The following is a 13028-nucleotide window of genomic DNA, read 5'->3' as shown; positions in this document are numbered from 1 at the left end:
CTCGGCCACGCCGGCCCCTGCCGCGCGGGCCGACAACGGCGCGGGGCCCGGACTCAGCGCGGCGATAGCGTCACCGCAGCTCCTGCGGAGCCGCGCGTAAGCAGCCGGCGCCATTCTGGCCTGACGTTCGAACTCCAAGGGAGGAAGCATGTGCCCCAAGCGCACCGGCCTCAATGGCGAGGACCGGTCTCGCCGAGCCGTCGAGAGCGGTCGGAAGAACGGCCGGGAAATCCGTATCAGGCTGCGCGTTCCCCGGTTTCGCCCGCCGATGGGGACGGGTCTGGTCGGCGCCGGTTCCCTCAGCGGCGTGCTTGTCCACGGCGGCATCCCGGCCGATTCCCAGGTGGTCTGGCCGCTGGTCACGCTTGCTCTGGGAGGTATGGCCCACGACGTGGCGGTCCAGGCCCTGCGGCGACGGGACGAAAGGGGTGCTCACTGAGGCGGGCGGGCCGGCGCCCGCCCCAGCGAGCCGTGGTCAGCGACCGGTGGTGGTGAACACCGCCACCGTCCGTGCCGGGACCGTGAAGGTGCCCGAACCCGGCGCGTAGGAGGCCGACTTGACCACGTCGTCCGAGCCGGCCGCCTGGACGGGGTGCAGGCGGTAGGCCGTGCCCGCGAGGGCGGCCACCCGCTGCTCCTGGCGTTCGGGCGTGGCGTTGAAGACCACGACCAGGTCGCCCAGGCGCATGGTGATCACGCCGGGTGTCTCGTCCTTGCCGGAGAGCGGGAAGGAGAGCCGGTCCTGCACCTGGGCGGTGGTGGCGAGGGAGAAGGCGTCCTCGCCGGTGCGGATGCGCAGCAGGTCGCGGTAGGCGGCCGAGGCGCCGGTGATCTGCGGGCAGCCGACCTTGACCGTGCTCAGCAGGGGCTTGCCGTACGGCCACTTGGACTCGTTGTCGGCCGCCGGGGGCAGCCCGCGTCCGAAGCCGTTGCCGTCGGCGCAGTTCCAGTGGATGGCGTTGAACCAGTCGCCGCTGTCGAAGGAGTTGCGGTCCAGCGACTTGGAGCGCAGCAGGTCGGTGCCCGCCTGGGACAGGGCCGGCCCCTGGGAGAGCGTGGCCGTGGCCATCGCCAGCACCTGCATCCGGGCCCGGTCGGACGCGCTCGTCCCGGCCGGCAGCTTGAAGGCGAGGGCGTCGAACAGCGACTCGTTGTCGTGGGCGTCGGCGTAGGCGAGGGCGTCGCCGGGGGCCGCCGCGTATCCGGCGGGCGAGCCGTTGTAGTCGACCCCGGCGCCGGTGACCTCCTTGCCGTCGTTGTCGGTGAACCGGTATCCGGCGAGGTTGCCGGTCAGGCCGACCTTGATCAGGTCCTGGTAGTGCAGCAGCCGGGCCTTCTGCTCGGCCTCGGTGCCGTTGGCGGCCGAGGAGTTGGGGTCGGTGAACAGGCCGGAGGCGAAGCCCTGGACGCCGGGGTCCGTGTCGAAGGGGCCACCGCCGCGCACGGCGTCACGAGCCCGGTCGGAGAAGGTGGCGATGCCGGTGCCGGCCATGTTCTTCTGCGTGGCCTGGACGAACCGGGCGTCGTCGGCGACCTCGCCGAAGTTCCAGCCCTCGCCGTACAGGATGATCTTCTTGCCGTCGACGCCGTCCTTGGCGACGGTCAGCGCGTCCAGGGCCTTGCGGACGGCCAGGATGTTGGCCTTGGGGTGGTGGCCCATGAGGTCGAAGCGGAAGCCGTCGACCTTGTACTCCTTGGCCCAGGTGACGATCGAGTCCACGACGAGCTTGCCCATCATGGCGTTCTCGGTCGCGGTGTTGGCGCAGCAGGTGGAGTTGGCCACGCTGCCGTCCGCGAGGAGCCGCTGGTAGTAGCCGGGCACGATCCGGTCGAGCACCGAGGTGTCCGCCTGGCCGCCGGCCGCCGTGTGGTTGTAGACCACGTCCATGACGACCCGCAGCCCGTCCTGGTTGAGCGCCTGCACCATCTTCCGGAACTGCACGGTACGCGCGGTGCCGTCGGGGTCGGTGGCGTACGAGCCCTCGGGGACCGTGTAGTGGAACGGGTCGTACCCCCAGTTGTAGGCGTCCTTCGCGGCGGTCTTCGCCACGCACTCCTGCTGCTTGGCGGAGTCGGCCGGGAAGGAGGCCAGGTCGCAGTCCGGGGTGGCCTGGTCGGCCTTCTTCTCGGGGATGGTGGCGATGTCGAACGCGGGCAGCAGGTGCACGTAGGAGGTGCCGGCCCTGGCCAGCTCCCGCAGGTGCTTCGAGCCGTCGCTGTCCTTGTCGGTGAAGGCCAGGTAGGTGCCCTGGTCCCCCGCCGGGACGGTCTTGTCGGCCACCGAGAAGTCCCGGATGTGCAGCTCCTGGATCTGCGCGTCCCTCAGCGGCACCGCCTTGGGCTTGGTCAGCCCGGCCCAGCCCCTGGGGGCCAGGGAGCGGTCGGCGAGGTCGACGACGAGGCTGCGCTCCGAGTTCGCGGTCAGCGCGACCGAGTAGGGGTCGGTGACCTTGTTCGTCACGATCTTGCGGACGCTCGGCGCCCACACCTTGACCACGTACCGGTAGGGCCTGCCCTTCCAGGACGCGGGCCCGGTGACGGACCAGACGCCGGTGATGTCGTCGCGGCGCATGGACTTCAGGGAGCCGTCCAGCTCCAGCGAGACGCTCTGAGCCGTGGGCGCCCAGACGGAGAGAGTGGGCTTCCCGTCGTGGAAGACCGGCCCGAGCGTGGCCCTGGTCGCGCCCGGGTACAGGTCGTCCAGCGCCCCGGCGATCTGGACCCCGGTCGCGGCCAGCACGGCTCCGTTGGCCGCGCGCTGGGAGGCGACGAGCTGGCCGGTGAGCGCCTCGCGCACCCGGTCGCGGTCGCGGGGGTCGACGGTCCAGGCGGTGTAGTCCTTCAGGTGCGGGAACCTGGCCTTCTGGGCGTCGGTGAGCGTGCCCTTCTCCAGCCGGATCCAGCGCTCGTCGTCGCTGGTCAGCGTGGCGTCCTTGACGGCGATCGAGCCGTCGCGGGAGGAGAGGAGCTGGGTGGAGGCAGCCCCCTCGGCACCGTTCCACGCCAGGGTGTCCCGGTCGATCCAGACCGCCTTGGCGGTGGTCAGGTCGAGCGCGGCCGCGCTGCCCTTCGGCTGCGGGAGCAGGTACTTCTCCTGGCCGCTCAACAGCCACACCTCGTGGCCGTCGGCCTTGAGGTCGAGTGACTGGTCGGTGGGCAGGTCCTTCTCGTCGCCCTTGTGGAGGATGTAGCTGAGACTGGTGGCACCCTCGGTGAGCGGTACCTCGTAGACCGCGCCATAGGCGTCAGTCTTCACCGGCGTCAGGGGCTTCGACCAGTCGGTGGGGTTCGCGGCACCGGTCCAGGTGTGCAGGCCCCAGCCGTCGTAGTCGCCGTCGGCGCGGTGGTAGTGGAGTACGGCCTTGCCCTGGTCCTGGGCGGGGTAGTCGGGGCGCTCGGTCAGCACCTCGGGCTTGCCCTGCTCCAGCCAGACCTCACCCGTCTTCGTGACGTCGATGCTCCGGTCGGCGGAGACGTCCTTGTCGCCGTTCTTGTCGATGACCAGGAAGCCGACGCTGGAGGCGCCCGGCTTGAGCTTGACGTAGGCGAAGGCGCCATAGGCGTCGCGGCCGGTGAAGGGGTGGCTGGCCGGCCACTCGGTGGCCTCGCCGTCCGCGAGGTCGCCCCAGGCGTACAGGCCCCAGTTCGCGTAGTCGCCGTCGGCCCGCTTGTAGTGCACCACGGCGTAGTCGCGGGAGGCGGCGGCGGGCGGCTCGGGGACGGGCGCGGTGCCGGTGGCCGAGGAGGCCAGGGCGCTCGCGGTGCGGCCGGCGGAGTCGATCACGACGGCCTTGTAGCGCAGCGCGGTCCCGGCGGGTACGTCCTCACCGATGGCCTGAGTGACCTTGTACGGGGCGTGGTCGGCGGAACCCAGCGTCTTCCAGGGCCCGTTGCCGACCTGCGCGGCGAAGACGACCCGGTTCAGTCCGCCGCCGCCCACGTCGGCGCCGACCTCCACCGTGCCGATGGCTCCGGCGGCCGGGGCGGTCAGGGTGAGCGCGGGCCCGGCGGCGGGGGCGGCGAGGCGCCCGGTGGCCCGGTAGACCACGGCGGTCCCGGCCGGGACGGTGAGCGTGAGCTTGCGCCCCGCGTCCGACTGCACCGTACGCGCGGCCCCGTAGATGCCCTGGTACGTCATGCGGGCGGAGCCGGTCGGGAAGGACACGGTCTGCGCGGAGGCGGCGTTGTTGAGGGCGACGACGTACTCGGCGCCGGTGCGCGCGTCGGTGCGCGTGAAGGCGTAGACACCGGCGCCGTCGGCCGCGTACCGCTCGGTCTGCACGCCGTCGGTGAGCGCCGGGTTGGCCTTGCGGAGCCCGGCGAGGGCCGCGATGTCCTTGTACAGCGGCGCCTTGGTGTCGTAGGCGTCGGACGCGTGGGTGCGGGCGGTGCCGATCTCGTCGTCGTCCAGGTAGTCGGCGACCTTGGAGGCGAACATGGTCTGGCGGGCGTCCTTGTCGCCGCCGGAGCCGGTGAAGCCCTGCTCGTCGCCGTAGTAGACGACCGGGTTGCCCCGGCTGAGGAACATCAGCTGGTTGGCGAGGCGGTCCTTGCGCAGGATCTCGGCGTCGGACGCCTTGGGGTCGTCCTGCTTCAGGAAGGAGCCGATGCGGCCCATGTCGTGGTTGCCCAGGAAGGTGACCTGCTCGTAGGCGTTGGCCTTGTCGGTCGTGTACTTGTAGTCGTCCCCGAAGACCCCGGCGAGCTTCCTGGCGCTGCCGCCCTGGGAGGCGTAGGCGCGGGCGGCGTCCTGGAAGGGGAAGTCGAGGGTGGCGTCCAGGCGGCCCCGGGTGACGTACGGGGAGGTCACCGAGGTGTCGGCGGAGTAGACCTCGCCGAACATGAAGAAGTTCTTCCGCCCGCGCTCGGCCGCGTACCTGTCCAGCGCGGTGGCCCACTGGGTCCAGAAGTCCATGTTCACGTGCTTGACGGTGTCGATGCGGAAACCGTCGACGGCGAAGTCCCGCACCCAGCGCTGGTAGATCTTCTCCATGCCGCTGACCACCTCGGGACGCTCGGTCCACAGGTCGTCCAGGCCGGAGAAGTCGCCGTACTCGGCGGACTCGCCGGCGAAGGTGGAGTCACCCCGGTTGTGGTACATCGCCGGGTCGTTGAGCCACGCCGGGACCTTGTCGCGGCTGCGCACGGCCGGGGTGCGCGGGAAGGACGAGGCGTCCACGGCCGGGAACTTCTTCCGGCCGTCGGCGTAGTCGGCGTCGTCGAAGGGGCGGCCGTCCTTGGTCAGGTACGGGAAGGCGCCCTTGGAGAGGTAGTCGTAGGACTTCTCCTGGTAGTCGACGAGGTCGGCGGTGTGGTTGGTGATGACGTCGAAGAAGACCTTCATCCCCTTGGCGTGTGCCTTGGCGATCAGGCCCTTCAGGTCGGCGTTGGTGCCGAAGTGCGGGTCGACCTGGGTGAAGTCGGTGATCCAGTAACCGTGGTAGCCGGCCGAGGCGTCGGCTCCGGTGCCCTGCACGGGGCGGTTCTTGAAGATCGGGGCGAGCCAGATGGCGGTCGTGCCGAGGCCCTTGATGTAGTCCAGGCGCTGGGTGAGGCCCTTGAGGTCGCCGCCCTGGTAGAAGCCCTTGTCGGTGGGGTCGTAGCCGGTGCTCAGCCGCGAACCGGTCAGCCCGCCGCGGTCGTTGGAGCGGTCGCCGTTGGCGAAACGATCCGGCATGACGAAGTAGAACTGCTCACGCGTGTCGTCGTGCCGGGCGGGCTGGGCGGCGAGGCGGGCGTCGGAGGGCGGGGCGGGCGGACTCGCCGCCTGGGCGGACAGCGGCGTCACCAGGGAAGCGGCGAGGGCCGCCACGACCACGGTCATCGCCCTGCGCCGATAGGGGGTGCGGCGCGTCCGGCGCGCCTGCCAGAAGGGTCTCACGGCACAAACTCCTTGCGCTCACGGCTCGTTCGAGTCCGGCCAGAGGGACGGCTTCGCTGCCGGACGCGGCGTGACCGTATCGCCGCCGAAAGCCTTGCAGCAAGACTTGTGAAACATGAAGAAAGAAATTTCAGCGATGAACGAGGGACGAACCGCCCGTATACGACGGACGGTTCGTCGGGAGGTGCCTCGGAGGGAGCGTCAGCAGCTCGACTTGCCCGCGTAGAGCGCGAGCGCGGTGTTGGCGCCGAGGTTCGCGGTGAACTGGCCGCTGGAGTTCACCGACACCGTGGTGTTGTTCTGCACGTTGCAGTACGTGCCCGCGGCCAGCGAGGTCTGGTAGGTGCGGGAGAGCGAGGAGGACTCGTGGTTGATGGCCACGAACCCCTTGTTCCCGCGCCCGAAGGCGATGGCGTCGTTGCCGTTGTCCCACCAGTTGGAGACGGCCTGGCCCCGGGTGGCGTTGCGGAAGGCGACCATGGACTTGATCTCCGGCCAGGCGTGCTGGCACTTCCAGCCGTCCTGCCAGCAGGCGTTGACCTTGCCCCCGTTGGGCGGCCCGGCGTCCGCGTCGGACCACTCGTAGCCGGAGTTGATGTCCGGCGCGCCGTAGGGGTAGGCCAGCATGAAGACGTTGGCCAGCGTGTAGTTGGCGCCGTCCTTGTAGTTGAGGGTGCTGCCGTTGCGCTCGGTGTCGTGGTTGTCGACGAAGACCCCGGCGACCGAGCTGCTCATGTACCCCCAGCCCTCGCCGTAGTTCTTCAGGTAGGCGAGGTTCTCGTTGTTGAACACCCGCTTGAGGTCGTAGGCGTAGCGGAACTCCTGGACGTCGCCGTTGCCCGTGTACTCGGTGGGCTGGACGGCCTCGCCCGCGCCGTAGATGACCTCCTGCTTCCAGTACACGGACGGGTTGGTCAGCCGGGACTTGATGTTGGCCAGGTCGGCCGTGTCGATGTGCTTGGCCGCGTCGATGCGGAAGCCGTCGACACCGAGGGAGAGCAGGTCGTTCATGTACCCGGCGATGGTCTTGCGGACGTAGTCCTCGCCGGTGTCCAGGTCGGCCAGGCCCACCAGTTCGCAGTGCTGGACGTTGTAGCGGTCCTGGTAGTTGCTGACCTGCGCGGTGCAGTCGTCGAAGTCGGGCGAGGAGTACAGGCCCGGGTAGTTGTACTTGCTGTACGACGAGCCGCCGGTACCGGTGCCGCTGCCCGCGGACATGTGGTTGACCACCGTGTCGGTGACGACCTTCACGCCGGCCGAGTGACACGTGTCCACCATGCTCTTGAAGGCCGTCCGGTCACCGAGCCGTCCCGCGATTCTGTACGAGACGGGCTGGTACGAGGTCCACCACTGGGAGCCCTGTATGTGTTCGGCCGGCGGGGAGACCTGCACGTAGCCGTAGCCGGCCGGGCCGAGGGTGGTCGTGCACTCGCGGGCGACCGAGGCGAAGTTCCACTCGAAGAGGACGGCGGTGACGTCCTTGGTACCGGGCGGGGAGGCCTGCGCGGTAGTCGGGTACATGCCAACCGAGGCCGCTGCCGCGAGGGCGAGCGCCACGGTGAGGGTTCTGCGTGCCATGTGGGGGTTCCTTCGTCGTTGAAGGCTGTTGCCGCAGGACTGGATGCCCTTGCTGAAATGTTTCAGCAAACTTGCGGTGACACGGATGTTAAAGGCCCGCTGCCTGAAAAGGCAGCGGGCCGTGGGAAGTTGATGCAAGAACTTTCAGCGAGGCCGTCAGGCCGTGGTCCACCAGACCGTGGTGTCGGCCGGGATCTCCGTCCCGGCGGCGCTCTCGGCGATCTCCCCGCTGGCGAGCAGCACCCGCCCGTACGACGGGACGGTGACCGGCGCGCCGGTGGTGTTGGCGACGCAGGTGAACTCCCCGCGACGCAGGGCGAGGACGCCCTCGGGGGCGGGCAGCCACTCGACGCCCGTGCCCGCGCCGAGCGCGGGCTGTTCGCGCCGGGCGGCCAGCGCGGCCCGGTACAGCTCCAGCGTCGAACCGGCCACCCCGGTCTGCGCCTCCACGCTCAGCTCGCCCCACCCCGCCGGCTGCGGCAGCCAGCTGCCCCCGCCGCCGAAGCCGTACGAGGAGCCCTCGCGGGTCCAGGGGATCGGCACCCGGCAGCCGTCGCGGAAGCCGTCCTGGCCCGCGCCCCGGAAGTAGGCGGGGTCCTGGCGCACCTCGTCGGGCAGGTCGACCACGTCGGGCAGGCCGAGTTCCTCGCCCTGGTAGAGGTAGGCGGAGCCGGGCAGTGCCAGCATCAGCAGGGTGGCGGCGCGGGCCCGGCGCAGACCGAGGGCGCGGTCCCCGGCGGTGCGGATCTGGGTGCCGAGGCCGGGCGGGTTGGCGAAGCGGGTGGCGTGCCGGGTGACGTCGTGGTTGGAGAGCACCCAGGTGGCCGGGGCGTCGACCGGGCGCATCGCGGCGAGCGTGCGGTCGATGACCTCGCGCAGCTGCTCCGCGTCCCAGTCGGTGCCGAGGTACTGGAAGTTGAACGCCTGGTGCAGCTCGTCGGGGCGGACGTAGTTGGCGGTCCGCTCGATGGTCGGCGTCCACGCCTCGGCGACGAAGATGCGGTCCCCGGCGTACTCGTCGAGCACGGTCCGCCACTGGCGGTAGACCTCGTGGACGCCCTCCTGGTCGAAGAACGGCATCACGTCGTTGCCCAGCAGCTTGAGCTGGTCGTGGGCGCCGAGGTCGGGCAGGCCGTCGGCCTTGACCAGACCGTGAGCGACGTCGATGCGGAAGCCGTCCACACCCATGTCCAGCCAGAACCGCAGGATGGACCGGAACTCGTCGCCCACCGCCGGGTGGTTCCAGTTGAAGTCGGGCTGCTCGGGCGCGAAGAGGTGCAGGTACCACTCCCCCGGCGTGCCGTCGGGCTCGGTGACCCGCGTCCAGGCCGGACCGCCGAAGATGGACTCCCAGTCGTTGGGCGGGAGTTCGCCTTCGATGCCCTTGCCGGGACGGAAGTGGTACCGCTCGCGCAGCGGCGAGCCGGGGCCCTCGGCGAGCGCCCGCTTGAACCACTCGTGCTGGTCGGAGGAGTGGTTGGGGACGAGGTCCACGATGATGCGCAAGGACAGCTCGTGGGCGTCGCGGATCAGCGCGTCGGCGTCCAGCAGGTTGCCGAACATCGGGTCGACGGCGCGGTAGTCGGCCACGTCGTACCCCGCGTCGGCCTGCGGGGAGGCGTAGAACGGGCTGAGCCAGACGGCGTCCACGCCGAGGTCGCGCAGGTAGGGCAGTCTGGCCCGCACGCCGGCCAGGTCTCCCATGCCGTCGCCGTTGGAGTCGGCGAAGCTGCGCGGATAGACCTGGTAGATCACCGCGCCGCGCCACCAGTCGCGGTGCTGGGCGGCGGGGGCGACGGCGGTGTCGTCGGCCGGGGCTGCGAGATGCTGCTGGCTCATGGCGTCCTTGGTGCGTGACGAGGGGCGGTTCGTGGTGAGGCGTGGGTGCGGCGGGGCGTCAGCCCTTCGTGCCGCCCGCGGTGAGGCCGGTGACGAGGTTCTTCTGCACGAGGTAGAAGAACACGGACACCGGTATCGCTATCAGCACCGCGGTGGCGGCCATGTAGTTCCACTGCGCGTCGTGCTCGCTGACGAAGGTCTGCAGGCCGACCGCGAAGGTGTACTTGGAGTCGTCCAGCAGGAAGGTCGTGGCGAACGCGACCTCGCCGACCGCCGTGATGAAGTTGTAGAACGCGGCGACGGCCAGGCCCGGGCGGGCCAGCGGCAGGATCAGCCGGAAGAAGGTGCCGAACGGGCTGAGCCCGTCCACCCGGCCCGCCTCGTCGATCTCGAAGGGGATGGTGTCGAAGTACCCCTTGAGCAGCCACGCGCTGTACGGCACGGCGGTGGAGCAGTTGATGAGGATCAGCGCCCAGTAGGTGTCGATCAGGCCCAGCTCGCCGAAGATCTCGTACATCGGCACGATCAGGATGGCGATGGGGAACGCCTGGGTGAGCAGCAGGACCCACATCAGCGGCTTGTAGCCGGGGAAGCGCATACGGGAGACGGCGTAGCCGGTGGTGGCGGCGACGAAGACGCCGATGAAGGTGGTGCCGAGCGCCACGATCATCGTCGACTTGAACCAGTCGAAGAATCCGGTGTGCTGGAGCACGAACGCGTAGTTGCCGAAGCCCGCCCGGCCGAAGATGCGGCCCGGGTGCAGGTAGTCGTCCTTCTCCGGACCGAGGGACAGGAAGAACAGCCAGGCCACCGGGGCCAGCGCGATCAGGCTCGCCAGGACCAGGCCGCCGTGCAGCAGGACGGTGCCCAGCGGGCCCCGCTCGCCGCGCCGGCGGGTCGCGAGGGGCCGGGCGGCGGCCGGCGCGGCGGCGGTGATGCCGCGTCCCGGCGCGGTCTCGGGGGGTGTCGTGGTGCTCATGGCGGCGGCTCCTGCGGCGTCAGACGGCGAGCTGGTCATTGCGCTTCAGCCAGCGGAAGTAGAAGGAGGTGAACACGGTCAGGATCGACAGCAGCAGTACGCCGTACGCGGCGGACTGGGCGAAGTCGCGCGGCTGCTGTCCGAAGCCGAGGAAGTAGGCCCACGTGACGAGGATCTGGGCGTCCGGGGCACCGGTCGGGCCGAACAGCAGGAAGATGATGGCGAACTGGTTGAAGGTCCAGATCACACCGAGCAGGACGACGGTGGAGCTGACCGAGCGCAGTCCGGGCAGGGTGACGTGCCGGAAGCGCTGCCAGGCGCTCGCACCGTCCATCTCGGCGGCCTCGTAGAGCGAGGAGTCGATGGACTGCAGCCCGCCGAGGAGCGAGAGCATCATGAACGGCACCCCGCACCAGGTGTTGACCATGATGGCGGCGAACCGCTGCCAGAAGGTGTCCTCCAGCCACTGCGGCTGGGGCAGGTGGAGGGCGCCGAGGATCTGGTTGAGCACACCGGAGTCGGCCAGCATGATCCGCCAGGAGAAGACGGTGACGAAGGTGGGCACCGCCCAGGGCAGCACCAGCAGCAGCCGGTAGACGGTGCGGCCGCGCAGCTTCTGGTCGAGCATCATCGCGAGGCCGAGCCCGATGACGTAGTGCAGGGTGACGCAGGCGGCGGTCCAGAACACGGTCCACAGGAAGTGCGACCAGAAGCGGTCGTAGGCGGTGGGGCCGAAGAGGATGTCCTGGTAGTTGTCGAGCCCGATGAACTTGTAGGTGGCGTCGATGTGGTTGACGCCGATGGTGCGCGCCGAGTTGAGGCTGTTGGCGTCGGTGAGGGTCAGGTAGACGCCCCGCACCAGCGGGTAGCCCACGAGGATGCCGAGCACGACGACCACGGGCGCGATCATGGCGTAGGCGTACCAGTACCTCTGGTAGCCGTTCTTCAGGCGCTGCCCGAGACCGGGCCGGGGCGGCCGCTCACCGCTGCGCCGGCCGGTCGCGCGGTCGATGGCGACTGTCATGGTGCGACACCTTCTACAAGTTCGGGGGCGGGCTGGTCACAGGCCGGTGGCCGCCGGGTTCCCCCCATCCCCCACGGCGGGGGGAACCCGGCGGCCACACGGGCTCACTTGCTGAAGTCGGGCACCAGCTTGGCGATGGCCAGCTCGGCGTTGCTCAGGCCCTTGTCCAGCGGCTCCTTGCCCCCGGCCACCTTGGGCAGCTCGGTGTCCAGCGGACCCCACAGGGAGCTGTACTCCGGCAGCGCCGGGCGGGGCTGGGCGGCGGGGAGCACGCCCTGGTAGCCGGCGATGCCGGGGTCGGCCTTGACCTGGGAGGTGTAGGCGTCGCCGCGGGTCGGCAGCGTGGAGTTCTTCAGCGCGATGGTCTCCTGGGACTTGGCCGAGGTCATGAACTTCACGAACTTCAGGGCCGCGTCCTGGTGGGCCTTGTCCGAGCCGGCGTAGACCGAGAGGTTGTGGCCGCCGGTCGGGGCGCCCGCCTTGCCGGCCGAGCCGGCCGGGACGGTGGCGATGCCGAGGTTGGACTTGTCCGCGAAGGCCGAGCCCTTGTAGAAGTTCGTGATCTCCCAGGGGCCCTGGATGATCGAGGCGACCTTGCCGTTGACGAACGCGTCCTGGATGTGGGCGTAGGCGTCCGCGGTGGTGTCCGCCTTGTGCAGGCCCTTGCCGGAGAACGTGCTCTGCCAGGTGCCGTACGCCTTCTTCGCCGGGGCGGAGGCGACGGTGATCTTCTTGCCCGCGGCGTCGACGGTGTCGGTGCCCTCGCCGTACAGGAAGCACTGGGCGTAGTACGCCTGGGTGGAGCCCCAGTAGCCGTCGACCTTCGCCTTGTCCTTGACCTTAGCGGCGTCGGCCTTCAGCTCGTCCCAGGTCTTGGGGGCCTCGGTGATGCCGGCCTTCTTGAACAGGGCCTTGTTGTAGACGAACGCGAGGGTGTCGGTGACCAGCGGCACGCCGTAGGTCTTGCCCTCGTACTGGGCCTGCTTGATCAGGTTGGGTTCGAACTTGTCCTGCTCGGCGAGGGCGTCGGTGCCGTCCAGCGGCAGGAAGAAGCCCTTCTTGGCGAAGGCCGGGGTCCAGCCGACCTCGGACCGCAGGATGTCCGGCGCGCCCTTGGAGCCGGCGGCGGTGTCGAACTTGTTCTGCGCCTGGTCGAAGGGCACGTTGACGTACTTGACCTTGATGTTCTTGTTGGCGGCCTGGAACTGCTCGACCAGGGCCTTGTACGTCGGCGCCTCATTGGTGGCGTTGGAGGTGTCCCACCAGGTGAGGGTCACCGGGCCGTCCGACTTGCTGTCGCCGTCGTCGCTCCCGCCGCACGCCGTCGCCGTGAGGGCGAGGGACGCCACGAGCGCGGAGGCCGCTATGCCACGCCGCATGAGTTCTCCTTGAGGGTGAAAAGCCCGAGATTGCAGGGGCGGCCCCGTCTGCCGCCGCCCGCGTCGTGCCGACTGCGCCATTGCCGCGGCCGGGCGACTCGGAACGTAACAGCGTTGTAAGCGCCGCGAAAGACCTTGCAGAAAAAAAGTGCAAGAAGACGCCCGGGTTACCGTGTCGTGACCTGCCCCAGACCTTGTCGAAATACTGGTCTACCGCCGGTAGGCGGGTTGACGGACACTTGTGCAAGACTCTGCAAGCTCTTGCCGCCGGGGGTCGCCGCCGGGATCATCCCCTTGCGGACGTGCGCCGGGCGGACCGTCCGGCGGCACGAGCGACGACATACCCAT

Annotated in this window: 7 protein-coding genes; 1 reads left to right on the top strand and 6 read right to left on the bottom strand. The window is 69.8% G+C overall.

The genetic code is table 11. From position 1 onward, the window contains the following. Nucleotides 1–148: 148 nt before the first annotated feature. Complete coding sequence (locus EV284_RS32685) at nucleotides 149–439, top strand: hypothetical protein (protein WP_165425529.1); 291 nt, start codon at nucleotides 149–151, stop codon at nucleotides 437–439. Nucleotides 440–475: 36 nt separating this feature from the next. Here EV284_RS32685 and pulA read toward each other — a convergent pair whose 3' ends face one another. From pulA to EV284_RS14850, 6 genes are all read right to left on the bottom strand, one after another. Continuing rightward, nucleotides 476–5824, bottom strand: coding sequence for a pullulanase-type alpha-1,6-glucosidase (pulA, locus tag EV284_RS14875; RefSeq protein ID WP_130334745.1), 5349 nt, complete (start codon nucleotides 5822–5824; stop codon nucleotides 476–478). Nucleotides 5825–6082: 258 nt separating this feature from the next. Then, on the bottom strand, nucleotides 6083–7459 hold the full coding sequence (locus EV284_RS14870) for an alpha-amylase family protein (RefSeq protein WP_130334110.1): 1377 nt from the start codon (nucleotides 7457–7459) through the stop codon (nucleotides 6083–6085). Nucleotides 7460–7615: 156 nt separating this feature from the next. After that, nucleotides 7616–9298 carry a glycoside hydrolase family 13 protein gene (locus EV284_RS14865; protein ID WP_130334108.1) on the bottom strand — a complete coding sequence of 561 codons (1683 nt, stop codon included), beginning with the start codon at nucleotides 9296–9298 and terminating at the stop codon, nucleotides 7616–7618. Nucleotides 9299–9356: 58 nt separating this feature from the next. Then, nucleotides 9357–10277: a carbohydrate ABC transporter permease gene (locus EV284_RS14860; RefSeq protein WP_130334106.1), complete on the bottom strand. Its 921-nt coding sequence runs from the start codon at nucleotides 10275–10277 to the stop codon at nucleotides 9357–9359. Between the two features lie 19 nt (nucleotides 10278–10296). Continuing rightward, complete coding sequence (locus tag EV284_RS14855; protein WP_130334104.1) at nucleotides 10297–11301, bottom strand: sugar ABC transporter permease; 1005 nt, start codon at nucleotides 11299–11301, stop codon at nucleotides 10297–10299. A gap of 104 nt (nucleotides 11302–11405) precedes the next feature. Beyond that, nucleotides 11406–12680, bottom strand: a complete 1275-nt coding sequence (locus EV284_RS14850; protein WP_130334102.1) for an extracellular solute-binding protein — start codon at nucleotides 12678–12680, stop codon at nucleotides 11406–11408. Nucleotides 12681–13028 lie beyond the last annotated feature (348 nt).

The sequence above is a fragment of the Streptomyces sp. BK022 genome (assembly GCF_004217355.1).
GTDB lineage: Bacteria > Actinomycetota > Actinomycetes > Streptomycetales > Streptomycetaceae > Streptomyces > Streptomyces griseoluteus.
Note: the sequence above shows the minus strand (reverse complement) of the source record. Positions and strands in the feature narration are given on the sequence as shown.

Coding starts and splice junctions, on each gene's coding strand:
- EV284_RS14865 (WP_130334108.1), bottom strand. CDS start 9,298: ATGAGCCAGCAGCATCTCGCAGCCCCGGCCGACGACACCGCCGTCGCC.
- EV284_RS14850 (WP_130334102.1), bottom strand. CDS start 12,680: ATGCGGCGTGGCATAGCGGCCTCCGCGCTCGTGGCGTCCCTCGCCCTC.
- pulA (WP_130334745.1), bottom strand. CDS start 5,824: ATGACCGTGGTCGTGGCGGCCCTCGCCGCTTCCCTGGTGACGCCGCTG.
- EV284_RS14870 (WP_130334110.1), bottom strand. CDS start 7,459: ATGGCACGCAGAACCCTCACCGTGGCGCTCGCCCTCGCGGCAGCGGCC.
- EV284_RS32685 (WP_165425529.1), top strand. CDS start 149: ATGTGCCCCAAGCGCACCGGCCTCAATGGCGAGGACCGGTCTCGCCGA.
- EV284_RS14855 (WP_130334104.1), bottom strand. CDS start 11,301: ATGACAGTCGCCATCGACCGCGCGACCGGCCGGCGCAGCGGTGAGCGG.
- EV284_RS14860 (WP_130334106.1), bottom strand. CDS start 10,277: ATGAGCACCACGACACCCCCCGAGACCGCGCCGGGACGCGGCATCACC.